The organism is Isoptericola sp. 178 (genome assembly GCF_030586525.1).
GTDB lineage: Bacteria > Actinomycetota > Actinomycetes > Actinomycetales > Cellulomonadaceae > Isoptericola > Isoptericola sediminis.
Genome location: NZ_JAUQYN010000002.1, coordinates 169,913 through 194,531 on the forward strand (window position 1 = coordinate 169,913; position 24,619 = coordinate 194,531).

The following is a 24,619-nucleotide window of genomic DNA, read 5'->3' on the forward strand; positions in this document are numbered from 1 at the left end:
GGCCCCTCCGAGCGCTCGGAGGGGCCCCGACATGTGTCCGGGTGCGGTGTCGCCGAGGTTCCCGGGGTGGTTCCGGCCGGGTGCTGCGCACCAGGTCGTCGGGGCTGCTCAGGGGCAGTAGGGTCGAGAGTGACGCATACCCCGGGGGGTGTGACTTGAATACCCTAGGGGGTATGCGTCAGACTGGGGTCAACGCATTGCGGAACCGACCTCAAGGAGACACTTCCCATGCTGCTCGAACGGATCTACGACGAGGACCTCGCCCAGGCGAGCTACTTCATCGGGTGCCAGGCCAAGGGCGAGGCGGTCGTCGTCGACGCCCGTCGCGACGTCGCCGAGTACCTCGACCTCGCCCAGCGGCACGGCATGCAGATCGTGGCCGTGACCGAGACGCACATCCACGCCGACTACCTCTCCGGCACGCGGGAGCTGGCGGCCACCACCGGTGCCGACATCTACGTCTCCGGCGAGGGCGGCCAGGACTGGCAGTACGGCTTCGAGGCCAACCGCCTGTACCACGGCGACACCATCAGGATCGGCAACATCACCATCGAGGCGCGCCACACGCCGGGCCACACCCCCGAGCACCTCGCGATGCTCGTGACCGACGGTGCCTTCAGCGACGCCCCCGGCTACGCGCTCACCGGCGACTTCGTCTTCGCCGGCGACCTCGGCCGTCCCGACCTGCTCGACGAGGCCGCGGGCGGCGTCGACACCCGGTTCGAGGGTGCTCGCCAGCTCTTCGCCTCGCTGCGCGACGAGTTCCTGACCCTGGGCGACCACGTCCAGGTGTTCCCCGCCCACGGCGCCGGCAGCGCCTGCGGCAAGGCTCTCGGCGCGCTGCCCTCCACCACGGTCGGCTACGAGCGCCTGAACGCCTGGTGGGCCCCCTACCTGCGCGACAACGACGAGCAGGGCTTCATCGACGAGCTGCTGGACGGGCAGCCCGACGCCCACGCCTACTTCGGGCGGATGAAGCGCGAGAACAAGGACGGTCCGGCGCTGCTCGGCCCCCTCGCTCCGCTCGGCCGGATGGCCAACGACGACCTCGCCCGCCGTCTCGAGGCGGACGAGGTGATCTTCGTCGACACCCGCGACCAGCACGCCGTGCACGCCGGGACCGTCGCCCGCAGCCTCAACGTCCCCGGGATCGCCAAGGCGGCCAGCTACGGCGCCTGGGTCTACGACCCGGAGAAGGAGAACCGGCCGCTGATCCTGCTGGCCGAGGACCAGGCGTACGCCGAGGAGATGCGTGACCACCTGGTCCGCGTCGGCATCGACACCGTGGCCGGGTTCACCCCCGAGCTCGACGGCCTGCCGATGACCACGCCGCGGACGATCTCCCCGGCCGAGCTGGAGTCCTTCGACGCCACGCTGGTGCTCGACGTCCGCAACAAGACCGAGCACGCCGACGGCCACATCCCGGGCTCGAAGCAGCTCAGCGGCGGCCGTGTGCTGTGGAACCTCGACCAGCTGCCCGACGAGGGCACGATCGTCACGTACTGCCAGTCCGGCGTGCGCAACGCCGTGACCGCGAGCGCGCTGCGCCGTGCCGGCTACGACGTGGTCGAGCTCGAGGGCAGCTACGCGGGCTGGACCGCCTGGCGCGGCTCCCAGCGCGTCGCGCAGCCCGCGTGACCGCCCCGGCGACCCACGCCCCGTCCTCGACGCACGTCCCCCACCCCCTGACGAAAGGCACCACCTCACCGATGGCTTCCACCGCCACCGTCACCACGATCGAGCCCGGCGAGCTGAAGCAGCGCCTGGCCGACGACGAGCTGACCATCATCGACGTCCGCACCCCGGCCGAGTTCGAGACCGTGCACATCCGCGGCTCGTACAACGTGCCGCTGCCGCTGCTGTCCGAGCACACCCACGACCTCGCCGACCGCCTCGGCGGCCGCGTGGTGCTGGTGTGCCAGTCCGGCGTCCGTGCCGGGCAGGCGCAGGACCGGCTCTCCGCGGTCGGCCTGGCCAGCGCCGAGGTGCTGGCCGGCGGGATCTCCGCGTTCGAGTCCGCCGGCGGCGCCGTGGTGCGCGGCACCCAGCGCTGGGCCATGGACCGCCAGGTCCGGATGGTCGCGGGCTCGCTCGTGCTCGCCGGGTTCGTCGGCAGCAAGTTGATCCACCCGCGCGTCGGCTTCCTCGCCGGCGCGATCGGTGCCGGGCTGACGTACTCGGCCCTGTCCGACTCCTGCGCGATGGCCGCGGCGCTGTCCAAGGCGCCGTGGAACCGCACCGAGGTCAGCCCGACGGTCGAGAACACCATCCGGTCCATCCCGGTGGCGCCGCAGGCCGTCTCGGCCCGGGCCGCCTGAGCGGCGGGGGACGATCGTGGACATCACGACAGTGGCCGTGCTCCTGCTGGCGGTCGTGGTGGGCATCTCCCTCGGCCTGCTGGGCGGGGGAGGGTCCATCCTCACCGTCCCGCTGCTGACCTACGTCGCCGGCTTCCCGCCCAAGGAGGCCATCGCCGCCTCGTTGCTGGTGGTCGGTGTGACGTCGGTGACCAGCATGCTGGCCCACGCTCGCCGCGGCAACGTCCAGTGGCGCACCGGCCTGCTGTTCGGTGCAGCCGGGATGGCGGGTGCCTTCGCCGGCGGTCTCGTCGGCGGGCACGTCCCCGGCACGATCCTCATGATCGCCTTCGCGGCCATGATGATCGCGACGGCGGCCGCCATGATCCGCGGTCGCCGCAACGGCCGGGCGCCCGAGCACGACGGCACGCTGAAGGTCGGCCGGACCATCGTCGACGGGCTCGTCGTCGGGCTCGTCACGGGTCTGGTCGGGGCCGGGGGCGGATTCCTGGTCGTCCCCGCGCTCGTCCTCCTCGGCGGGCTGCCGATGTCGGTGGCGGTCGGGACCTCCCTGCTGGTCATCGGGATGAAGTCGTTCGCCGGCCTGGCGGGCTACCTCACCTCGGTGTCCCTGGACTGGGGTCTCGTCGCGGCCGTCACGGTCGCGGCCGTGGTCGGCTCCCTCGTCGGAGCCCGGCTGAGCAGCCGGGTGCCCGAGGCGGCGCTGCGCCGCGGGTTCGGATACTTCGTCCTCGTGATGGGTGTGTTCGTCCTGGTGCAGGAGCTGCCGGGCGTCGGGGGCCTCGTGGTCGCCGTCGTCGCCGGCGTGGTCGCGGTCGCCGCGGTGGCGTGCCGCCTGGCGGGCACCCGGTGCCCCGTGCGCAGCCGGGTCGCGGCGCACTGACGCCACCCGGCCGCCACCCGCCCCGTCCCGGCCCGTCCGGGACGGGGCCTCCCGGAACGCCCCGGGGTGGACGTATCCTGACGTCCGCCCCGGGGCGTCCTCGTGTCCGGCGGCACCCGTCGACCAGGAGCGAACCGTCCGATGATCACTGCCGACCCGCAGACCCAGCGCCGCATCCTCAACCGCCTCAAGCGTGCCCGGGGCCAGCTCGACGGCGTCATCTCCGCCGTCGAGGACGGCGGCAGCTGCCGCGACGTGGTCACCCAGCTCGCCGCCGTCTCGACCGCGCTCGACCGGGCGGGCTTCGTCATCGTCTCCACGGCGATGCGCGAGTGCGTCAACGACCCGGACGGCACGGCCGAGGCCGAGGACGGGCTCACCGCCGAGGAGCTCGAGAAGCTGTTCCTCACCCTGGCCTGACCGCCGGCGGACGCCGCGTCGGGGCCGGCGGACGACGAGCCGCCACCTGACCGGTGGATGAACGACGGTGAACACTGCCGGAAGACTCGGCGACCTCACCCCCGCCGCGCCTCCGCGGCTGCGATGCTCACGATCGTGCACGACGAGATCACAGAGGTCGCCCGCCACCGACAGGTCCGGGGCGGTGCCCGGCTGGCCGGCATCGTCGCCGACCTCGCCCGGCCCGTCACCGTGGTCGGCTCCTCGATGCCCGTGGGGCAGCTCGAGGTCATGTTCCGCAGTCCCGAGGTGACGTGCGTCGCCGTGCAGGACGACGACGGCGGGTCCCGCACGGGGCTCGTGGTGCGAGCCGGTCTGACGGCGGCGCTGACGGGCCGGCTGGGCTACGGCCGGGCCGTGCTGGAGCGACGCCCCGTCGCGTCCGTGACCGACTGGTCCCCGATGACGGTCTCGCCCGAGGACTCCGTCTCGACGGTCGCCACCCGCGCGATGGAACGCGACGAGGCGCACCGGTACGACGACGTCCTGGTGGCCGGGTCGCACTGGGCCACCGCCGCGACGGCGGACCTCATGCGGGCCCTCGTCGCGGCGCTGGCCGACCGGTCCACGCAGGACCCCCACACCCGGCTGCCCACCCGCGGTGCGACCTACCACTCGTTGTCACGGCGCTGCGAGCTGGTCCGGGGGTCGGCCCTGCGCGTGGCGCTCGTGCTCGTCGACGTGCGCGGCATGGGGGGCCTCAACGCCCTGCACGGGCTGCAGGTCGGCGACGACGTGCTGACGGCGCTCGCGCAGCGGCTGCGCACCGGGCTGCCCCGCGGGTGCGAGCCCGGCCGCGTCGACGGCGACCGCTTCGCCGTGCTCGCCACCCTGCCGGCGATGGACGACGTGCACGCCGCGGCCTCGGCGGACCAGCTGCGTCGGCTCGTGCTGGCACGGCTGACCGAGCCCGGCGACGACCTGCCGGTCCGGCCGGACCTGCGGTCGGCGGTGGTCTGGTCCGTCGCGGGCGCCGGGTCGCCGGACGAGCTCGTCGTCGAGGCGGAGTCGCGGCTCGCGCGGGACCTGGGGTCCCGCGACGGCGTCCCCGCCGTGCCGGACGGCCCGGGGTCGCCGTCACCCGCCCCGACCACGTCGGGTGAGCCCGCGGTGACGCCGCCGACCCCCTCGGCGGCGCCTTCGCTCCTCCCGCGTCGCGAGCGGCGGGCCGGCGCCGCGAGCACGTCCGCGCCGCCGCTGGTCTGAGCCGATCCACCGGGTGCTGTCGACCCGGGGGCGCCGGATACGCGAAGATGTTCTGGTGCCTGCACGGAACGCCCGATTCGTCCTGTCGACCCTGACCGTCGTGCTGCTCGCCGGTGCGTGCGGGGACGAGGTGAGCCCGCAGCCGTCCGACGGCCCGGCGGTGCAGACCGTGGTCCGCGAGCCGGCCTCGACGGTGCTGCTCGACTCGCCCGACCCGGCGGAGCTCGCGCTGACGGCGAGCCAGCAGATCTTCGAGCGGTCGCCGGTCGCCGTCGTGGCCGGGTCCGGGGCGGACCTGCCGGACGGGGCCGTCCGGGCCCTGCACGCCGCGGCCGCCGAGAGTCTCGGTGCCCCGGCGCTGCTCGTCGGGGGAGCGGTGTCCGACCGCGGGGTGTCCGACGAGCTGGACCGCCTGGGCGCCCGGGTCGCCGTCGTGGTCCGTCCGGGCGCCGACCCGGGGGAGGCGGACAGCGCCTCGCCCGAGCCGCTGGCGGCGGAGGCGGCCCGAGCGGCCGGTGTCGAGGTGGTCACCCTGGAGACCCCCGCGCTGCTGCCGGGGAGCGACCCCGGCGTCGAGCCGCTGTCCGAGGACGAGGAGCAGGAGCTGCGTGACCGTGTCGACGCGGCGCTGGCGGACGGTCGGCCGTCCCCCGCGTCCTCACCCGCCGCGCGCCTGACCGAGGTGCTCGCCCTGACCGACCCGCGTCCCGGCCAGGAGGCCGCGATCGCCACCCTGCGCGCCGCGGGCGCCGTGGACCACGAGGTGCCGGGCGGGGACATCGCCGGTGCCCCGGAGGTCATCGAGCACGTGGACTCCGTCCAGGCGCTGGCCGTCGTCGGGGTGGGGCCGACCTTCGGCAGCGCGGAGGAGTTCGCGTGGCGGGTGGCCGCGGCCGAACGCGGCGAGCTGCTGCCGACCGGGACGCAGCAGCTGCTGCCGGCACGGTACGTGAGCGTCGAGGGCGGTCGGCGCGACGACCCGGCGGCGGTGGTCGACGCGGCGGCGGCCGCGGCCGACACCTACGCCGGCCTGGAGGGCGGGCCGGTCGTCCCGACGGTCGTCGTGCAGGCCAGCGCGGCGGCCGGCCACGAGGGGGAGGACGGCGACTGGGTGGCCGAGGAGCCGCCGGCCGAGCTGGAACCCCTGGTGGACGCGGCCCGGGACGCCGGCCAGTTCGTCCTGCTCGACGTGGGGGCCGGCATGTCCACCCTGCGTGAGGAGGTCGAGCCGCTGGAGGACCTGCTCGCGAGGCCGGGGGTGGGGGTGATGCTGCACCCGGAGGACCGGCGTTCCGACGGCGAGCAGCCTCCCGGACAGGTGTCGGCGGCCGAGGTGGAGGACGTGGTCCGCTATATTGAAGGGGTGATAACTAATCACGGTCTGCCCCCGACGATGGTGGTCCTGCACCAGACGCGACCGGAGTCCGTCGTCGACCGTGACCAGCTCGGCCGGACGGCCGCCGGCACCGAGGCGGTCGAGCTCGTCGTCGCCGCCGACCGGACCGGTGGTCTCACCACGACCGAGTGGGTGTGGGGGCGCGTGACCGACGGCCTGCCCGACGGGGTGCACGCCGGCTGGGCGGGCCCGGAGCCCGAGTACTACCGCTCCGTCGAGCTCGTGCCGACGGACCCCGCCCCGTTGCTCGTGACCGGTTCCTGACCGGCCGGGCCCGACTGGAGACCCATGCTGCTGCCCCTCATCCCGTGGCCCACCGACGTCGCCGGGACCGGTGACGACCCCGTCGCCGTCCCCGCGATCCGCGTCGACACCCCCGACCCCGCCGTGGCCGCGCTGGTCGCCGAGCAGGTCGAGGCCGCCGGCGTCCCGGTGTCCGACGACCCGGCGGAGGGGCGTGCCGTGCCCTTCACGCTGCAGGTCGACCCGGCCGCCGGTCCGGACGGCTCGGACGCCGAGGAGCGGTACACGCTGCGGGTCGGCGAGGGCGAGATCCGTGCCACCGCCGCCGCGCCCGTCGGCCTCCTGCACGCCGCCCGCACGCTGCGCCAGCTCGTGACGCACCCCGCCGCGGGCGGCGCACCCGTCGTGGCCCCCGTCGTCGTGCACGACGCACCGCGCTACGCCTGGCGCGGCCTGAGCCTGGACGTCGTGCGCCACTGGTTCGGCCCCGACGACCTCCGCGCCGTCGTCGACCTCGTCGCCTCGTTCAAGCTGCGCGTGCTGCACCTGCACCTGACCGACGACCAGGGCTGGCGCATCGAGATCCCCTCCCGTCCGGAGCTGGAGAGGGCCGCCGACCACCAGGTCGGCGGCGGCCCGGCCGGCCGCCTGACCGTGGACGACTACCAGGCGCTGCAGGAGTACGCCGCGGCGCGCCACGTGACGATCGTGCCCGAGTTCGACATGCCCGGGCACGTCAACGCCGCCACCCACGTCTACGGCGCGCTGACGTCCGACGGGGTGCCGACCGACGCCTACGACGGCATCGAGGTCGGGTTCTCGCGACTGTGGTTCGACAACCCCGCCACCGAACCGTTCCTGCGCGACGTCATCGGTGACCTGGCGCGCATGACCCGCGGGCCGTGGGTGCACGTCGGCGGTGACGAGGTGCTGACCATGGAGGTCGCGGAGTTCGCGCGGTTCGTCGAGCTCGCCGCACGGATCGTGCGCGAGCACGGCAAGACGCCGATCTTCTGGCAGGAGGGGGCGCGCGGCCCGGTCGAGCCCGGCACGCTGCTGCAGTACTGGGAGCCCCGGGGCGAGGACCTCGACCGGTTCGTCGCGGCGGCCGAGGCGGGGGCCCGCTTCGTCATGTCACCGGGCGACCACGCCTACCTGGACATGAAGTACACCGCCGAGCACCCCCTCGGGCTGGAGTGGGCCGGCCACGTGGAGCTGCGCGACGCCTACGAGTGGGAGCCCACCGCGGTGATCGACGGGCTGCCGGCGTCCGCCGTCGAGGGTGTGTCGGCCGCGATCTGGACCGAGACCCTCACCACCCGGGACGAGCTGTTCTCCATGCTGCTGCCGCGGCTGGGCGCCGTCGCCGAGGTCGCCTGGACTGCCCCGGAGCGGAAGGACTTCGACGGGTTCACGGCCCGCACGGCCGCGTCGGCGCCGTCCTGGACGGCTGCGGGCTGGGCGTTCCACCCCACCCCGCAGGTCGCCTGGTAGGACCCGGAGCGACCTCGGGTCAGATCCAGTTCTGGAAGCGGATGATCTCGCGCCAGTAGTCGTACGGCACCGCCATCGCCGACCAGAACGGGTAGAAGGCGACCGACACCAGGGTGATGAGCAGCACCACGACCGCGATCAACGCGGCGGTGCCGCCCTTGCCCTGACGCCATCGGGTGCGTTCGAGCGCGACGACCATCGGGTAGACCAGCGTCATGACGACGAACGGCGTGAAGACGATCGTGTAGAAGGTGAAGATCGTGCGGTCCGCGTACAGGAACCACGGCAGCCAGCCGGCGATCGTCCCGGAGATCACCGCCAGCGCACGCCAGTCGCGCAGCCAGATCCCCAGGGCGACCGTGACCACCAGCGCGATCGCGGCCAGGTACCAGAGCAGCGGGTTGCCCAGCGCCGTGACCGCGACCGCGCAGCCGCCGTCCGTGCCCGCCGGGCAGGCGCCGTCGCCCGCACCGAGCCGGTCCCAGTAGAAGGACGTCGGACGCCACTGCACGATCCAGCCCAGCGGGCCCGCCGCGTAGGCGTGCTCCGCGTCCAGCGTGGTGTGGAACTGGAACACCTGCTGGTGGTAGTGCCACAGGCTCGCCATCCAGTCGGGCAGCCAGGAGACGGCCTGTTCGGGGTTCTCCGCGGCCCAGTCGCGGTAGTAGCCCTCCGAGCCGGCGATCCACCGCCACCACGAGGCCACGTAGGTCAGCGCCGCGACCGGGACGATCTGCAGGAACGCCGGGACGGCGTCGGCGAGCGCCGAGTCCTCGAGCCATCGACCGATCCCGGCCCGACGTCGGGCCGTGACGTCCCACAGGACGGTGAGCAGCCCGAACGCCGCGACGAACCACAGCCCTGACCACTTCACGCCGCACGCCAGGCCCAGCGAGACGCCGGCCGCCAGCCGCCACCAGCGCATCCCGAGCCGCGGCCCGTACTTGTCCACCGTGCCGCCGGCGTCCAGGACGGCCGCCACCCGTGTCGCCAGGCGGCGGCGGGCCCACTCCCGGTCCAGCAGCAGGCAGCCGAAGGCGACGAGAACCCAGAACATGAGGAACTGGTCGAGCAGGGCGGTGCGCGAGTGCACGATCGCCTGCCCGTCGATCGCCAGCAGGAACCCGGCGACCAGGCCCATCGTCGTCGAGGCGAACAGCCGCCGTGCGATCCGGACGAGCAGCAGCACCGCCAGGATGCCGACGACGGCCGAGGCCAGACGCCACGCGAAGGGGTTCGCCGCCCCGCCGCCGGCCTCCATGCCCAGCCACATCATCCACTTGCCCACCGGCGGGTGGACGACGTAGGCGGCCTGGTCCAGGTAGGTGTCGACGTCGCCGGCCTCGAAGGCGGCGTTCGGGTCGTCCGGCCACTGCCGCTCGGTGCCCGAGCTGCCCAGGGTGTAGGCGTCCTTGACGTAGTACGTCTCGTCGAAGACCAGCGCGCCGGGCCGTCCGAGCTCCCACAGCCGGGCGACCGCGGCCACGAGGGTGACCAGGACGGCCCCCACCCAGCCGTGGAGACGGGCCGACCACGTCGCGCCGAGGCCCAGGCGCCGTTCGCCCAGCAGCCGGACGAGGAGAGCCCGCTCCGTGCCGCTCTCGGCACCGTCCGTCGTGCCCTGCGCGGCGTCGTCCGGGTGGTCGTCCCGGGCCGGGTCGGCCGTCGCCGACACCGTGGTGACGGTCGCGACCGCGGCTGCCGCGCGGCTCTCGGCGGCCGGCGTCATGCCGGTCTCGGGCCGGCGGGCCGGAGGGTCGGCGGGCGCGGACGCCGCGGCGTCGGGCGCGGACGTGGCCCGCCCCTCGCCGTTGACCGCGGGCGTGGACCCGGTCAGCGCCCGGAGTGCTCCCGTCACCGCGGGGATGCCGCGGGTGTTGGTGCGGCGGTCGTGCCCGTGGATCTCGCGACGGGACGGGTACTGGCGGTTCGGCGACCCCGTCGGGTCTTCCTCCGGCGGCACTCCGGTGTGGGCGGGGGCGTCGGGATCGTGGGCGCTCACCTCGGTCACTCTAGGGGGTCGACGACGCCCCGTGGGACAGTTGTCCCCATGAGTCGTGTCCCCGAGGCCGGGTCCGTCGTGCTGGCCGCCACCCCGATCGGCAACGTCGAGGACGCCTCACCGCGACTGCTGCGCCTGCTCTCCGACGCCGACGTCGTCGCCGCCGAGGACACGCGGCGCCTGCACGCCCTGGCCGGTCGGCTCGGCGTCGAGGTCGGCGGGCGCGTCGTGTCGTACCACGAGCACAACGAGCGCGAGCGTGCCGACGACCTGCTCGACGTCGTCGCCGACGGCGGCACCGTCCTGGTCGTCACGGACGCCGGGATGCCGGCGGTGTCCGACCCCGGATTCCGGTTGGTCGCCCGGGCCGTCGAGCGGGGACTGGCCGTCACGTCGGCGCCCGGTGCCTCCGCCGTGCTCACCGCCCTGGCGCTGTCCGGGCTGCCCACGGACCGTTTCACGTTCGACGGCTTCGTCCCGCGCAAGACCGGTGACCGGTCGCGCTGGCTCGGCGACCTGGCCGGCGAGCGACGCACGATGGTGTTCTTCGAGTCGCCGCACCGCATCGTCGACACCCTGGCCGCCATGGCGGACGCCTTCGGCGCCGAGCGTCCGGGGGCCGTCTGCCGCGAGCTGACGAAGGTCTACGAGGAGGTGCTGCGCGGGCCGCTCGGGGAGCTGGCGGCGCTCGCGGCGGAGCGGGCCGCGGCCGGACAGGGGCTGCGCGGCGAGATCTGCGTCGTCGTCGGCGGGGCGCCGGCGCCGGAGGCTCCCGGCCTCGACGTGCTCGTGCCGCGCGTCCAGGAGCGGGTCGACGCCGGGGAACGGCTCAAGAGCGTCGTGTCCGAGGTCGCGGCGGCCGCCGGGGTCTCCAAGCGCGACCTCTACGAGGCCGCGCTGGCGGCTCGGCCCGCCCGCTGACGCCCTCCGGCGGGTCAGGGCATCCCGGCGCGACTCAGGGCGACCCGGCGCGACTCAGGACGGGGCGCCGCGGGTCAGTCCCGTTCGACCCAGCGGTCGATCGCCCACACGACGGCCAGCGCCAGCCCGACGTCCACGCCGTCCACGACGTCGAGGGTGTAGGCGTCGCGGATGGTCACCCACTTCTGGGTGATCTGCACGACGTGCCGACCGCCGACGGTGACCGAGTAGTTCTTCTCGATGAACGACCCCTCGAGGCTCCAGGGCTCGCTCCCGGGCACCTCCATGGACATGCGGTCCTTGATGGGCGAGAACATCTTGGCGTGCAGCGAGGCGATCTCGGTGCCGTCGGCCCCGGAGATCGTCATGTGCTTGGGGATGCCGAACATCTTGCCGGTGACGGTGTACACCACCTGGCCGTCGCCGTCCTGGATGTCTGCCCGCGGCCGCATGCCGACCTTGCCGTCGACGAACCAGGACTGCTCGCCGGTGTCCGGGTCGAGGACGGCGAAGTCGCGGCCCACGCCGAACCTGCTCTTGAGGAGGTAGCGGGCCCAACCGGCAGGGGGCGGGGGCAGCGGCATCGGGACCTCCGGAGTCGACGTCTTCGCAACGTAGCGCGACGGGAGTGCCGGGGCACGCCGGAGGACGGGCACGCGCCCGGGGCCCTGACTCGCGGCGGGTCGCCCTGACTCGCGGCGGGTCGCCCTGACCCGCGGGTCGTGACCCTTGTCCCGGGGTCAGCGGGTCGAGGGCGTCAGCTCCACCCCGGCGGCCGCCAGCTCCCGGCGCGCCTGCTCGCCCAGCTCCGTCGAGACCGGCGCGGTGAGGTCGGTCAGCACGGTGGTGGCGAACCCCGACCGGACGGCGTCCAGCGCGGTGTGCTTCACGCAGTGCGACTCGGCCAGGCCGACGACGTCGACGGCGTCGACGTCCGCCTCGCGCAGCACCCGCTCCAGGGAGCGCCCGTCGGCGTCGGTCCCGTCGAAGCCGGAGTAGCCGTGGTGGTACTGGCCCTTGGTGATCGTCACGTCGGCGTCGAGGTCGGCGAGGGCCGGGTGCAGCCGGGCGTTCTCCGACTCCGCGACACCGTGCACCGGCCAGGAGTTCACGAAGTCCGGGTCGTCGCTGAAGTGCTCGCCGGGGTCGATGTGCCAGTCCTGCGTGGTGACGACCAGGTCGTAGCGGTCACGGTGGGCGGCGACGTAGGAGGCCACGTCCTGCGCGACGCGGTGGCCCCCGTCGACCGGGAGCTCGCCGCCCTCGCAGAACGTCGGCTGGACGTCGACGACGAGGAGTGCTCGCGTGCTCATGCCTCCACTCTGCCACCGTTCGCAACCCGTGAGGCCGTCCCGACGGGCGGGCGGCCGGTGAGACGCGACGGCCCCCGGGCGGCCCGGCCAGTAGGATTCGGGCCATGACCCACATCCTCTCGGCCGTGGCATGGCCCTATGCCAACGGTCCGCGGCACATCGGCCACGTCGCCGGCTTCGGCGTTCCCTCCGACGTCTTCAGCCGGCACATGCGGATGGCGGGTCACGACGTGCTGATGGTGTCCGGCACGGACGAGCACGGCACCCCGATCCTGGTCCAGGCCGAGCAGGAGGGCGTGACCCCGCAAGAGCTTGCCGACCGGTACAACCGCGTGATCGTCGAGGACCTGACCTCGCTCGGCCTCAGCTACGACCTGTTCACCCGCACCACGACGCGCAACCACTACGCCGTCGTGCAGGAGATGTTCCGCACCGTCCACCAGAACGGCTACATGGTCGAGAAGTCGACGATGGGTGCCATCTCGCCGTCGACCGGCCGCACGCTGCCCGACCGTTTCATCGAGGGCACCTGCCCGATCTGCGGCTACGACGGGGCGCGCGGCGACCAGTGCGACAACTGCGGCAACCAGCTCGACCCGATCGACCTGAAGAACCCCCGCAGCCGCATCAACGGCGAGACGCCGAAGTTCGTCGAGTCGAACCACTTCTTCCTCGACCTGCCGGCCTTCGTCGACGCGCTCGCCTCCTGGCTCGAGACGCGCACCGGGTGGCGGCAGAACGTGCTGAACTTCAGCCGCAACCTGCTCGACGACGTCCGCCCGCGCGCCATGACGCGCGACATCGACTGGGGCATCCCCGTGCCGCTCGACGGGTGGCAGGACAACCCGAACAAGCGCCTGTACGTCTGGTTCGACGCCGTCATCGGCTACCTGTCCAGCTCCATCGAGTGGGCCCGCCGCCGGGGCACGCCCGAGGCCTGGCGTGACTGGTGGACCAACCCGGACGCCCGGTCGTACTACTTCATGGGCAAGGACAACATCACCTTCCACTCGCAGATCTGGCCGGCCGAGCTGCTCGGGTACGACGGCGGCGGCTCGCACGGGGGGTCGCCCGGCCCGTACGGGTCCCTCCAGCTGCCCACCGAGGTCGTCTCCAGCGAGTTCCTCAACGTCGAGGGCCAGAAGTTCTCCTCCTCGCGCGGCGTGGTCATCTACGTGCGCGACATGCTGGCGCGCTACCAGCCCGACGCGTTCCGCTACTACGTGGCCGCCGCCGGCCCGGAGAACCAGGACGTCGACTTCACCTGGGACGGGTTCCTGCGCCGCACCAACGACGAGCTGGTCGCCGGCTGGGGGAACCTGGTCAACCGCACCGCGTCGATGGTGCACAAGAACTTCGGGGAGATCCCGGCCGTCGGCGAGCAGGCCGACGTCGACCGGGAGGTGCTCGCCACCACCGGTCAGGCGTTCGGCAAGATCGGTTCCCTCATCGAGTCCAACCGGCAGCGTGCCGCGATCGCGGAGGCGATGCGGGTCGTGGGCGAGGTCAACCGGTACGTCTCGGAGACCCAGCCGTGGAAGCTCAAGACGGACCCGGACCGGCTGTCCACCGTGCTGCACACCACCACCCAGGCGGTCAGCGACTGCAACACGCTGCTCGCACCGTTCCTGCCGCACTCGGCCCAGTCCGTGCACGAGGTGCTGGGCGGGACCGGCGAGTTCGCGCCGCAGCCGTCGCTCCAGGAGGTCACCGACCTCGACGACGACACGCGCCACTACCCGGTCATCACCGGCAACCACGACGGCGCCTACCGGTTCCCCGCCTGGGAGTCCGTGCCGGTGCGGCCCGGCACCCCGATCGGCAAGCCCACCCCGGTGTTCACCAAGCTCGACGACTCCATCGTCGAGGAGGAGCTGGAACGCCTGCGCGAGAAGGCCTGATGGGACGCAAGCGCGAACGGGGCTTCCCGCCGGACCCGGAGGCCCTGCCCGTCGCCGTGGTCGACAACCACACCCACCTCGACGCCATCGAGGACGTGCTCGACGAGCGCGCCCTCGACGGCGGCCCGGTCCCCACCGTCGCCGACCATCTCGAGCGTGCCGCGGCCGTCGGTGTCGACCGGCTGGTGCAGGTCGGCTGCGAGCTGCCGTCGATCGCGTGGACCGACGCCCTGCTGCGCGACCCGGAGCACGGGTCGCGGCTGCTGGGGGCCGTGGCGATCCACCCCAACGAGGCCGTGCTGCACGCCGGGGTCCGCGAGGTCGGTCCCGACGGGCTGGAGCCGTCGCCCCGGCCGCACCACGCGACGTCGCTCGACGACGCCGTGGCCCGGGTGGCCGAGGTCGCGCGGGCCAACCCGCGCGTGCGGGCGGTCGGCGAGACCGGGATGGACCTGTTCCGCACGGGCCCGCAGGGCGAGGTCGCCCAGCGGGAGTCCTTCCGCGCGCACGTCGCGCTGGCCAAGGAGCTGGGGCTCGCGCTGCAGATCCACGACCGGGACGCCCACGAGCAGGTGATCGAGGTCCTGCTCGCCGACGGCGCCCCGGACCGCACGGTCTTCCACTGCTACTCCGGCGACGAGCAGATGGCGGCGCTGGCCGCCGAGCACGGGTGGTACCTCTCGTTCGCCGGGCCGGTGACCTACCCGAGGAACGACCACCTGCGCGAGGCCCTGCGCACCGTGCCGCTCGAGCTCGTCCTGGTCGAGACCGACGCGCCCTACCTGCCGCCGCACCCGTACCGCGGCCGCCCCAACGCGCCCTACGTCGCCGGGCACACGGTGCGGGCGATGGCGGAGGTCCTCGACCGGCCGCTGGAGGAGCTCTGCCGCGCCCTGTCCGAGAACTCCGAGCGGGTGTACGGATCCTGGTGACCGCTTCCGTGCCCGGCGGGCGGTCCACTACTGTGCGGTGACAGTGGCGACGAACAGGACGAATCGACGGGCAGAGCCCCGTCGTCGGCGTACCCGGGCACCCTTCGTGGGGCGGCGTGGCCCGCTGCCCGCCGCCGCAGGCCTCGTCACGCGTGGCGTCGTCGTGGCCGCGGTCGCCGTCGGGACGGCCGGCGTCGTGGACGCCCACGCGGAGATCACCCTGGACGTCGACGGTCAGGTCCGCACGGTCGACGGCTACGGTGACACGGTCGCCGACGTCCTGGCGTTCCACGGGATCACGCCCGGACCGGACGACCTGGTCCAGCCCGCGCTGTCGGGCTCGGCGCCGGACGACGGCGAGGTCGTGGTGCGCACCAGCAGGGACGTCACGATGGAGATCGACGGAGAGACGGTGACGTTCCCGACGACGGCCCACACCGTGGGAGAGCTCCTCGCCGCCCTCGGTCCCCGCGGCGAGGGGGCGGTCACGACGGCGTCGCGCAGCGACCTGCTGGGGCGCTCGCCGGTCCGGGTCTCGACGCTCAAGACCGTCCACGTCTCCGTCGACGGCGCCGTGCTGCCGCTGCGCACCACGCAGGCCACCGTGCGCGAGGTGCTCGACGAGGTGGGGATCACGCTCGCCGCCCAGGACGGCACGTCGGTGCCCCTCGGGGCCGCGGCCGTCGACGGCATGGTGGTGGTGGTGCACCGGGGCCAGTCGGCCTCGGACGTCGTCACCGAGGTGGTCCCGTTCGAGACGGAGACCGTCGAGTCCGACGAGCTGCCGCGGGGGCGCGAGATCGTGCAGACCCGGGGTGTGCCGGGGGAGCGTGTGACGACCTACGAGGTGCGCACGATCGACGGGACCGAGGTGGAGCGCACCGTCGTGGAGCGCACGGTCACGGTGGAGCCCGTGACGGAGGTCGTGCTGGTGGGCACCCTCGACATCGCCGACATGCAGGTCGACCCCTCCTCGGCGAAGGCCGTCGCGCGGTCGCTCGTGGCCGAGCGCGGTTGGGGCGACGACCAGTTCATCTGCCTGGACCAGCTCTGGGAGAAGGAGTCCGGCTGGCGCTGGAACGCCGAGAACCCGTCCAGCGGGGCGTACGGCATCCCGCAGGCGCTGCCCGGTTCGAAGATGCAGTCGGCGGGGTCGGACTGGCAGACGAATCCCACCACGCAGATCATCTGGGGCCTGGACTACATCACCGGCCGCTACGGCACCCCGTGCGAGGCCTGGGACCACTCGATGACCGTCGGCTGGTACTGAACCGTGTGACATCGGTAACACCCGGGGGCGGAATTTTTCGGTCATAGGCGTCCGCAACCGGCCATTCTTACCATGAGCACGGTTGGTCGAAGATCACGATGCGGTTACGGTCGTCGCGATCGCCGGACCGACCCGGACCCGACCGCTCGCGCCGGGGTAACCGTCGTCGAACCCGGACCGCACGACGTCTGGACCGCCATGCAGGCCTCTCCTTTCGACTCCGTGACTCCCTCGACCGAGCCGGTTGCCGTTCACTCCTCGTCCGCCGGCAGCGGTGGCGAGCCGCCCGCCGATGCGGCGGCCACCCGTCGTCGACGCCGCCGGTGGCCGCTCGTGGCCGTCGTGGCGACGCTCAGCCTGGTCGTGGCCGGCGGGGTCTCCGCGGCCGTGGTCGAGCAGCTGCGCAAGGACGTCACCATCGACGTCGACGGCCGCCTCACCACCGTCACGACCTACGCCGACACCGTCGACGACGTGCTGGCGGAAGAGGGCGTCCGCGTCGGCGACAACGACGAGGTGACCCCCGCCGTCGACGACGAGCTGCGTGACGGCACCGTCGTCGAGGTCCGGTACGGCCGCGAGCTGACGGTCGAGGCCGACGGCGAGCGGGAGGACGTCTGGGTCGCCGCCCTCGACGCCGACGAGGCGCTGGAGGAGCTCGCCGACCGTGCCGAGCAGATCCGGCTGCTGCCGTCGCGCTCCGCGGAGCGCGCCGTGCTGCCGATCCGCCTCGACGCCGACCAGCCCGTGACGCTCGTCGTCGGCGGCAAGTCGTCGGTGGTCGACGACGGTGCGGTCACCCTGGCCGAGCTGCTCGCCGCCGAGGGCGTCGAGATCGACGCCGACGACCGCGTGCACGTCGAGCAGGTCGACCCGCCGCGCGCCGGCGAACCGTCCGTGCGGGTCGTCGTGCAGATCGTCGACACCGAGAAGGTCGTGCGGACCAAGAAGATCGACTTCGACACCGTCACGAAGACCGACCCCGACCGCTACGCCGACCAGGGCTCGACCGTGGCCACGCAGGGCCGGCCGGGCGAGCGCACCATCACCTGGCGGGTCACCCGGGTCGACGGCGAGGTGACGAAGCGCGAGAAGGTGTCGAACAAGGTCACCACGAAGCCGGTGGATCGCGTCGTCGTCAAGGGCACCAAGGAGCGTCCCGCTCCCGAACCTGCTCCGCAGCCGACCGAGTCCAGCAGCTCGTCGTCCTCGTCCTCCTCGTCGTCCTCCTCGTCCGGTTCCACCTCGTCCTCCTCGTCGTCCGGTTCCACGTCCGGCGGGTCCGCGCCCTCCGGCTCCGTGTGGGCCGCGCTCGCGGAGTGCGAGTCCGGCGGTGACCCGACGACGAACACCGGCAACGGGTACTACGGGATGTACCAGTTCTCGCTGTCCACCTGGCAGGCCGTGGGCGGTACCGGGCTGCCGTCCGACGCGTCGGCCGCCGAGCAGACGAAGCGGGCGCAGATCCTGCAGTCGCGGGCCGGGTGGGGCCAGTGGCCGCACTGCGCCGCGAAGCTCGGTCTGCTCTGATCCCACCGTCCGAGGGTCGAACCGGCCCGGACGCCGTCGCGTTCACGCGCCTCAGGGGGCGCTCCACTTCGGGGACGACGACGGCGTCCGGGCCGGTTCGACCCTCGTGCCCGTCTCCGGGCGGTCCCGTCTCCGCGGTCACCCGGGAGATGACGGAGCCTCGGATCTGACGGTGGGGGAACGGGGGTGTGCGGGGCGTGTGAAAGCCGTGTGCCCGCTGCCCCGATGTGACCTACGTCCTCTTGCCACGGATCACGGAATGGTTACGGTGGCCGCCGCGTCGTTCCGACCGGGCGAGTCCACGCCGTCAGGACCGACCGTCCAGAGCTGTCGACATGCACGGCCCGCAGGGGGCCGGCCCCACGCACTCACCTTGGAGCTGTATGACCTCCGTGCCCGAGAACATCGAGCCGCAGCCGACCACGGCTGAGACCCGAGCCGTGACCCGGACGCACCGCGTCCGTCGTCGGCGCACCCTCATCGCCTCGTTCACCGTCGGCGCCCTCGCCCTCGGTGTCGGTTCCGCCGTGGGCGTCTCGCAGGCCCACAAGACCGTGACGCTGGACGTCGACGGGGAGACCCGTTCGGTCGGCACCTTCGCCGGCGACGTCGACGGACTGCTCGACGAGCAGGGTGTCGACCTCGGCGAGCGCGACGTCGTGGCGCCGTCCACCGCCGCGGCGCTGCGCGACGGGAGCGACATCGTCGTGCGCACCGGCAAGCAGGTGGACGTCGAGGTCGACGGCAAGGAGTCGTCCACCTGGATCAACGCCGCCGACGCCAACGAGGCCCTGAACCTGCTGAGCCAGCGTGGCAGCGAGGTCCGCCTCGTCGCCTCGCGCTCCGCTGACCGTGCGGCGCTGCCGCTGGACGTGCACGCCGGCGAGGACGTCGCCGTCGTGGCCGACGACGAGATCGAGGTCGTGGACGGTTCCGACGAGCTGGACGCCGTGCTCGGCGCCGCCGACGTCGAGATCGACTCCGACGACATCGTCACCGTCACCGACGCCGCGACCGCCGGCGTCAATGCCAAGAAGCTGCCCGAGGGCGTCGAGATGCCCGACGTGGCCGCCGTCGTCGAGCGCCTCGAGGTCGAGCGGGTCGAGAAGACCAAGAAGATCGAGCGGGACGTCAAGGTCGTCCAGGACGACGGCCGGTACGAGGACCTCGACCGCAAGGTCAAGAAGAAGGGCCGCGACGGGGTGCGCACCATCGTCCGCGAGGTCACCACGATCGACGGCGAGAAGGTCTCGAGCGAGAAGATCAGCTCCGAGGTCACCAAGAAGCCGAAGACCCGCGTGCTGGTCCAGGGCACCAAGGAGCGTCCGGAGCCGGAGCCCGAGCCCGCGCCGGAGCCCGCGACGTCGTCGAGCTCCAGCTCGTCGAGCTCGGGTTCCTCGAGCTCGGGTTCGTCGAGCTCGGGATCGTCCTACTCCGGGTCGAACCGGTCGATCGGTCAGCAGATGGCCGCCGAGCGCGGCTGGACCGGCTCGCAGTGGACCTGCCTGGAGTCGCTGTGGACCAAGGAGTCCAACTGGTCGCACACCGCGTCCAACCCGTCCTCGGGTGCCTACGGCATCCCGCAGGCGCTGCCCGGCGGCAAGATGTCCTCGCACGGCGGCGACTGGCAGACCAACCCGGCCACCCAGATCGCCTGGGGCCTGGACTACATCGCCGGCCGCTACGGCACGCCGTGCGGCGCCTGGAGCCACTCGCAGGCGAACAACTGGTACTGAGCCGACTGGTACCGACACCCCTGGTCGGGCGATACTGCCGCCCATGACCAACACCCCTGGCGCCCTGCTCGGCCCTGCGGAGATCCGCGAGCTGGCAGGGCGCCTCGGCGTCCGGCCGACCAAGACGCTGGGGCAGAACTTCGTCCACGACGGCGGCACGGTGCGCAAGATCGTCCGTGCCGCCGACGTGCGACCCGGTGACCGCGTCGTCGAGGTCGGTCCGGGGCTCGGATCCCTGACCCTGGGGCTCCTCGAGGCCGGCGCCTCGGTCGTGGCCGTCGAGATCGACCCGGTGCTCGCCGGCCAGATCACCGACACGGTGCAGCGCCACGCCCCCGACGCGGACTTCGAGGTCGTGACCGCCGACGCGCTCGACGTCACCACGCTGCCGGGCGAGCCGCCGACCGCCCTCGTGGCGAACCTGCCGTACAACGTCGCCGTGCCGGTGCTGCTGACGTTCCTCGAACGCTTCGACTCGCTCCGTTCGGTGCTGGTGATGGTGCAGGCCGAGGTCGCCGACCGTCTGGCCGCGCCGCCCGGCTCCCGGACGTACGGCGTGCCGTCGGCGAAGGCCGCCTGGTACGGCGCCGCCCGTCGGTCGCTCAACATCTCCCGGCACGTGTTCTGGCCGGAGCCCAACGTCGACTCCGCGCTGGTGGCGATCGAACGCCACGACCCGCCGGAGACCACGGCCACGCGACGGCAGGTGTTCACCGTCGTGGACGCGGCGTTCGCCCAGCGGCGCAAGACCCTGCGCGCCGCGCTGTCGGGGCTGTTCGGCTCCGGCGCCGCGGCCGAGGAGGCGCTGCGCGCCGCGGGCGTCGACCCGCGGCTGCGCGGCGAGCGACTGTCGATCACGGATTTCGCGCGGATCGCCGAGCACCTTCCCGTCACGGCTGGCACGGTGGACGAGTGACACTTGCTGCCGCCCCGTCGCCGTCCGTCCGCGTCCGCGCGCCGGGCAAGGTCAACCTCTCGCTGCGTGTCGGTCCGGTCGAGGAGGACGGCTACCACCCGCTGGTGACCGTGTTCCAGGCCGTGGCCCTGGTCGAGGAGGTGACGGCCACCGAGGTCGCCGACGGCGCGGGGATCTCCGTGACCGTCGAGGGACCGCAGGCCGACCGGGTCCCGCTGGACGCCACCAACCTCGCCTGGCGGGCGGCCGAGCTGCTCGCCGAGCACGTCGGCATCTCCCCGGACGTCGCGCTGCACCTGGCCAAGGGTGTCCCCGTCGCCGGCGGGATGGCGGGCGGGTCCGCCGACGCCGCGGCCACGCTGGTCGCCTGCGACGCGCTGTGGGGCACCGGGCTGTCCCGTGGTGAGCTCTCCACGCTGGCCGCGGTCCTCGGGTCCGACGTGCCGTTCGCCCTGCTGGGCCACACCGCCGTCGGGACCGGCCGCGGCCACCTGCTGACGCCGGCGATGTCCCGCGGGGAGTTCCACTGGGCGTTCGCGACCCGCGACGAGGGTCTGTCGACACCGGCGGTGTACCGACGGTTCGACGAGCTGTGCGGCCCGACCGCCCCGCCGGTGGACGTCGTCGACGACAACGCCCTCATGCAGGCGCTGCGCGCGGGCGACCCGTCGGCTCTCGGGGCGGCGTTGCACAACGACCTCGAGCCCGCCGCGCTGGACCTGCGGCCCGAGCTGGAGCGGACGCTCGAGATCGCCCGGAACGGCGGGGCGCTCGGGGCGATGGTGTCGGGGTCCGGGCCGACGGTCGCCGCGCTGGCGCGGTCGCGCCAGCACGCGCTGGCGATCGCGGCGACGTGGACCGCCGAGGACGCCGCGGACTCGGTGTGGTGCACGACGGCGCCCGCCGCGGGGGCCCGCGTCCTCTGACGGGCCGCGGAGCCCGCGGGTCAGGGCGGGATCTGCCCGGTCAGGGCCGAACCCCGCGACGGAGGGCCGACCGCCCGCGGGTCAGGGCCGACCCCGGCGAGTCAGGGCGGACCCCGGCGAGTCAGGGCGGAATCTGCCCGGTCAGGACGGCAGGGCAGGGCTCGAGGTCCGTGGCCTCGAGTGCTCATGACGAGGGTCCCGACTCAGACATGCTTGCGCAGGAACGCGAGCGTCGGCGCGAACCGGTAGTGCTGACCGCCCTCGTGCCCGTTGTAGGGGTACACGTCGATCTCCCGGTCGGTGCCGCCCCACGCGTTGAACGCCGCGTACACCGTCGACGGCGGGCAGATCGTGTCCATCAGTGCGACGGAGAACAGCCCGGCGGCCCGTGCGCGGCGGGCGAACGCGACGCCGTCGAGATAGGAGAGCGTGCGCCACACGGCGTCCGCGTGCTCGCGGTGGACCGACAGGTACCGCGTGATCTCCGCGTACGGGTCGGCGTCCGTGATCTCCACGGCGCGGCGGAAGTGGCTCAGGAACGGCACGTTCGGTGCCGCGGCGGCGACGTCGGGCAGCATGCCGGCCACGGCGATCGCGATGCCGCCACCCTGGGAGGTCCCGGCGACGGCGACCCGTGCCGGGTCGATCCCGTCGATCTGCCGCACGGCGTCCACGGCACGCACCCCGTCGGTGTACACGCGGCGGTAGTAGTGCTCCGCGGGATCGAGGATGCCGCGCGTCAGGAACCCGGGAGAGGCGGGGCCGTGCCCGACCGGGTCCGGGGTGTCCCCGCCGGACCCCCAGCCGGACCCCTGACCCCGGGTGTCCACCACGAGGTGGGCGAACCCGGCAGCCGCGTAGCCGAGGTGCTCGTGGGGCAGACCACGTCCGCCGCCGTACCCGATGTACTCCACGACCGCCGGCAGCGGCCCGTCGACCCGTGCCGGCCGGACCAGCCACGCCTTGATCGGGTGCCCGCCGAACCCGGGGAACGTCACGTCGTCCACCGTGATCTCCGTCAGTCCGGCGTCGACCCGCTCCACCCGCACGTCGCCGCCGTGACCGCGGGCCTCGGCGACGGTACCGGTCCAGAACGTGTCGAAGTCCTCCGGCTCTGGGATCGTCGGGCGGTACTCCTCGAGCTCGGCCGGGGACAGGTCGAACTGGGCCATCGGGCTCTCCTCACGCGGTGTCGGCGACGGTCCGAGGCTAGCGGTCCCGGCACCGTCGTCCGGACCGGGGGTGCAGCCGTGGCGACTACCCTGTTGCGGTGGCACATCTCCTCGGCGCGGACAGCATCTCGCTGACCATCGGCACCCGCACCCTGCTCGACGACGTCTCCCTCGGGCTCGACGACGGCGACCGGATCGGCGTCGTCGGCCCCAACGGCGCCGGCAAGTCCACCCTGCTGCGGATGCTCGCCGGGACCGCCGTGCCCGACGCCGGCCGCATCACCCGCGTGGGCGGCTCCCGGCTCGGGATGCTCGACCAGCGCGACGACGTCCCCGAGGGCGCCACGGTGCTCGACCTCGTGCACGGCGACGACGAGACCCACGAGTGGGCCTCGGACCCGCGGGTCCGAGCCGTGCACGCCGGGCTGCTGGCGGACCTCGACCTCGACAAGCCGGCCACGACCCTCTCGGGCGGCCAGCGCCGCCGCGTGGCGCTCGCCCACCTGCTCGTCGAGGACCCGGACGTGCTGCTGCTCGACGAGCCCACCAACCACCTGGACGTCGAGGGCGTGGCCTGGCTCGCCGAGCACCTGAGGAACCGCTACGGCCGCCCCGGTGCGACCGGTGCGCTGGTGGTCGTCACCCACGACCGCTGGTTCCTCGACGCCGTCTGCTCGCGCATGTGGGAGGTCCGGGGCGACGGCTCCGGCGCCGTCGACGGCTACGAGGGCGGGTACGCCGCCTACATCCTGGCCCGGGCCGAGCGGTCCCGTCAGGCCGCCGCGGCCGCCGAGAAGCGCAACAACCTGCTGCGCAAGGAGCTCGCCTGGCTCAAGCGGGGCGCCCCGGCGCGCACCTCGAAGCCGAAGTTCCGCGTCGAGGCCGCCCAGACGCTCATCGCCGACGAGCCGCCGCCGCGCGACCGGCTCGAGCTGACGCAGATGGCGACCAAGCGGCTCGGCAAGGATGTCCTGGACCTCGAGGACGTCACGGTGCGCGTCCCCCTGCCCGACGGCGGGGAGCGCACCCTGCTCGACGACGTCACGTGGCGCCTCGGGCCCGGCGACCGGTACGGCGTCGTCGGCGTCAACGGTGCGGGCAAGACGACCCTGCTCGCGCTGCTGGCCGGCCGCCGCACCCCGGAGGAGGGGCGCGTGCGACGGGGCAAGACCGTCGAGGTCGCCGAGCTCACCCAGGACGTCACCGAGCTGGACGACGTCGCGCACCTGACCGCCGTGCAGGTCGTGGACCGGGAGAAGCGGACCGTCGTCGTGGACGGCAAGGAGCTCACCGCGGGCCAGCTGACCGAGCGGCTCGGCTTCACCCGCGAGCGGGCGCACACCATCGTGCGCGACCTGTCCGGCGGGGAGCGGCGTCGGCTGCAGCTGCTGCGCCTGCTCGTCTCCGAGCCGAACGTCCTGCTGCTGGACGAGCCCACCAACGACCTCGACACCGACACCCTGGCCGCGGTCGAGGACCTGCTCGACGGCTGGCCCGGCACGCTGATCGTGGTCTCCCACGACCGCTATCTGCTGGAGCGCGTGTGCGACCGGCAGTGGGCGCTGCTCGGCGACGGGGCCCTGCGGGACCTGCCGGGCGGCGTCGAGCAGTACCTGGAGCTGCGGCGTGCGGCGACGTCCGGCCGGGCGCCGGCCACCGGGGCCGCGTCCGCCGCCACGGCACCCGATGCTTCGGGCCCGGCCGCGTCGTCGGACGACCGGAAGGCCCCGGGGGCCTCGGCGGCCGAGCAGCGTCAGGCGAAGAAGACGGTGCAGCGCCTGGAGAAGCAGCTCGCCCGGCTCGCCGACGAGGAGACGCGCCTGCACGAGCAGATGGCGGCCGACCCGACCGACTTCGAGGCGACGGCGCGGCTCGACGCGCGGCTGCGCGCGCTGCAGGCCGAGAAGGACGAGCTCGAGATGGAGTGGCTGGAGGCCGCCGAGCTCGTCGAGTGACCCGTAGGCGAGGGGCGGCCCCGGGAGGACCGCCCCTCACGACAGG

Annotated in this window: 20 protein-coding genes; 16 read left to right on the forward strand and 4 right to left on the reverse strand. The window is 73.5% G+C overall.

Annotation, left to right across the window (positions count from 1 at the left end; genetic code table 11):
* The first annotated feature begins 228 nt into the window (after positions 1-228).
* The 7 genes from Q6349_RS05395 (at position 229) to Q6349_RS05425 (ending at position 7,999) form a co-directional block, all read left to right on the forward strand.
* Positions 229-1,638: a rhodanese-like domain-containing protein gene (locus Q6349_RS05395; RefSeq protein ID WP_304603212.1), complete on the forward strand. Its 1,410-nt coding sequence runs from the start codon at positions 229-231 to the stop codon at positions 1,636-1,638.
* A 71-nt stretch (positions 1,639-1,709) separates the two neighbouring features.
* Positions 1,710-2,318, forward strand: a complete 609-nt coding sequence (locus Q6349_RS05400; protein ID WP_304603213.1) for a rhodanese-like domain-containing protein — start codon at positions 1,710-1,712, stop codon at positions 2,316-2,318.
* Between the two features lie 16 nt (positions 2,319-2,334).
* Positions 2,335-3,201 (forward strand): sulfite exporter TauE/SafE family protein, encoded by an 867-nt coding sequence (locus tag Q6349_RS05405; protein ID WP_304603214.1) that lies wholly within the window; start codon positions 2,335-2,337, stop codon positions 3,199-3,201.
* A 141-nt stretch (positions 3,202-3,342) separates the two neighbouring features.
* Positions 3,343-3,621: a metal-sensitive transcriptional regulator gene (locus tag Q6349_RS05410; protein WP_171247119.1), complete on the forward strand. Its 279-nt coding sequence runs from the start codon at positions 3,343-3,345 to the stop codon at positions 3,619-3,621.
* Between the two features lie 135 nt (positions 3,622-3,756).
* Complete coding sequence (locus tag Q6349_RS05415) at positions 3,757-4,866, forward strand: GGDEF domain-containing protein (RefSeq protein WP_304603215.1); 1,110 nt, start codon at positions 3,757-3,759, stop codon at positions 4,864-4,866.
* Positions 4,867-4,921: 55 nt separating this feature from the next.
* Complete coding sequence (locus Q6349_RS05420) at positions 4,922-6,526, forward strand: hypothetical protein (protein WP_304603216.1); 1,605 nt, start codon at positions 4,922-4,924, stop codon at positions 6,524-6,526.
* Positions 6,527-6,550: 24 nt separating this feature from the next.
* Positions 6,551-7,999, forward strand: a complete 1,449-nt coding sequence (locus Q6349_RS05425) for a family 20 glycosylhydrolase (protein ID WP_304603217.1) — start codon at positions 6,551-6,553, stop codon at positions 7,997-7,999.
* 19 nt (positions 8,000-8,018) lie between these two features.
* On the opposite strand, the gene Q6349_RS05430 is transcribed toward Q6349_RS05425, so the two are convergent.
* Complete coding sequence (locus Q6349_RS05430; RefSeq protein WP_304603218.1) at positions 8,019-10,001, reverse strand: dolichyl-phosphate-mannose--protein mannosyltransferase; 1,983 nt, start codon at positions 9,999-10,001, stop codon at positions 8,019-8,021.
* Positions 10,002-10,049: 48 nt separating this feature from the next.
* Here Q6349_RS05430 and rsmI point away from each other — a divergent pair, with 48 nt between their 5' ends.
* Positions 10,050-10,922, forward strand: coding sequence for a 16S rRNA (cytidine(1402)-2'-O)-methyltransferase (gene rsmI / locus Q6349_RS05435; RefSeq protein ID WP_304603219.1), 873 nt, complete (start codon positions 10,050-10,052; stop codon positions 10,920-10,922).
* 74 nt (positions 10,923-10,996) lie between these two features.
* Here the strand turns inward: rsmI and Q6349_RS05440 are convergent, their stop codons facing one another.
* Positions 10,997-11,506 (reverse strand): LURP-one-related/scramblase family protein, encoded by a 510-nt coding sequence (locus tag Q6349_RS05440; protein ID WP_304603220.1) that lies wholly within the window; start codon positions 11,504-11,506, stop codon positions 10,997-10,999.
* Between the two features lie 156 nt (positions 11,507-11,662).
* Positions 11,663-12,235 carry an isochorismatase family protein gene (locus tag Q6349_RS05445; RefSeq protein WP_304603221.1) on the reverse strand — a complete coding sequence of 191 codons (573 nt, stop codon included), beginning with the start codon at positions 12,233-12,235 and terminating at the stop codon, positions 11,663-11,665.
* A 104-nt stretch (positions 12,236-12,339) separates the two neighbouring features.
* Here Q6349_RS05445 and metG point away from each other — a divergent pair, with 104 nt between their 5' ends.
* From metG to Q6349_RS05480, 7 genes are all read left to right on the forward strand, one after another.
* The gene (metG, locus tag Q6349_RS05450; protein WP_304603222.1) at positions 12,340-14,136 is read left to right on the forward strand and encodes a methionine--tRNA ligase; all 1,797 of its coding nucleotides are present in this window, start codon (positions 12,340-12,342) and stop codon (positions 14,134-14,136) included.
* On the forward strand, positions 14,136-15,068 hold the full coding sequence (locus Q6349_RS05455) for a TatD family hydrolase (RefSeq protein ID WP_304603223.1): 933 nt from the start codon (positions 14,136-14,138) through the stop codon (positions 15,066-15,068). The genes metG and Q6349_RS05455 overlap by 1 nt, the downstream gene beginning before the upstream one ends.
* Positions 15,069-15,174: 106 nt before the next feature.
* Positions 15,175-16,338 carry a ubiquitin-like domain-containing protein gene (locus tag Q6349_RS05460; RefSeq protein WP_304603224.1) on the forward strand — a complete coding sequence of 388 codons (1,164 nt, stop codon included), beginning with the start codon at positions 15,175-15,177 and terminating at the stop codon, positions 16,336-16,338.
* A 222-nt stretch (positions 16,339-16,560) separates the two neighbouring features.
* Positions 16,561-17,868 (forward strand): resuscitation-promoting factor, encoded by a 1,308-nt coding sequence (locus Q6349_RS05465; RefSeq protein WP_304603225.1) that lies wholly within the window; start codon positions 16,561-16,563, stop codon positions 17,866-17,868.
* A gap of 383 nt (positions 17,869-18,251) precedes the next feature.
* The gene (locus tag Q6349_RS05470; protein ID WP_304603226.1) at positions 18,252-19,604 is read left to right on the forward strand and encodes a ubiquitin-like domain-containing protein; all 1,353 of its coding nucleotides are present in this window, start codon (positions 18,252-18,254) and stop codon (positions 19,602-19,604) included.
* 43 nt (positions 19,605-19,647) lie between these two features.
* Positions 19,648-20,520 carry a 16S rRNA (adenine(1518)-N(6)/adenine(1519)-N(6))-dimethyltransferase RsmA gene (rsmA, locus tag Q6349_RS05475; protein ID WP_304603227.1) on the forward strand — a complete coding sequence of 291 codons (873 nt, stop codon included), beginning with the start codon at positions 19,648-19,650 and terminating at the stop codon, positions 20,518-20,520.
* On the forward strand, positions 20,517-21,446 hold the full coding sequence (locus Q6349_RS05480; RefSeq protein ID WP_304603228.1) for a 4-(cytidine 5'-diphospho)-2-C-methyl-D-erythritol kinase: 930 nt from the start codon (positions 20,517-20,519) through the stop codon (positions 21,444-21,446). Before rsmA ends, Q6349_RS05480 begins: the two co-directional genes overlap by 4 nt.
* A 203-nt stretch (positions 21,447-21,649) precedes the next feature.
* Here the strand turns inward: Q6349_RS05480 and Q6349_RS05485 are convergent, their stop codons facing one another.
* Positions 21,650-22,618 carry an acetylxylan esterase gene (locus Q6349_RS05485; RefSeq protein ID WP_304603229.1) on the reverse strand — a complete coding sequence of 323 codons (969 nt, stop codon included), beginning with the start codon at positions 22,616-22,618 and terminating at the stop codon, positions 21,650-21,652.
* 98 nt (positions 22,619-22,716) lie between these two features.
* Here Q6349_RS05485 and Q6349_RS05490 point away from each other — a divergent pair, with 98 nt between their 5' ends.
* Positions 22,717-24,573 carry an ABC-F family ATP-binding cassette domain-containing protein gene (locus Q6349_RS05490; protein WP_304603230.1) on the forward strand — a complete coding sequence of 619 codons (1,857 nt, stop codon included), beginning with the start codon at positions 22,717-22,719 and terminating at the stop codon, positions 24,571-24,573.
* The last annotated feature ends 46 nt before the right edge of the window (positions 24,574-24,619 follow it).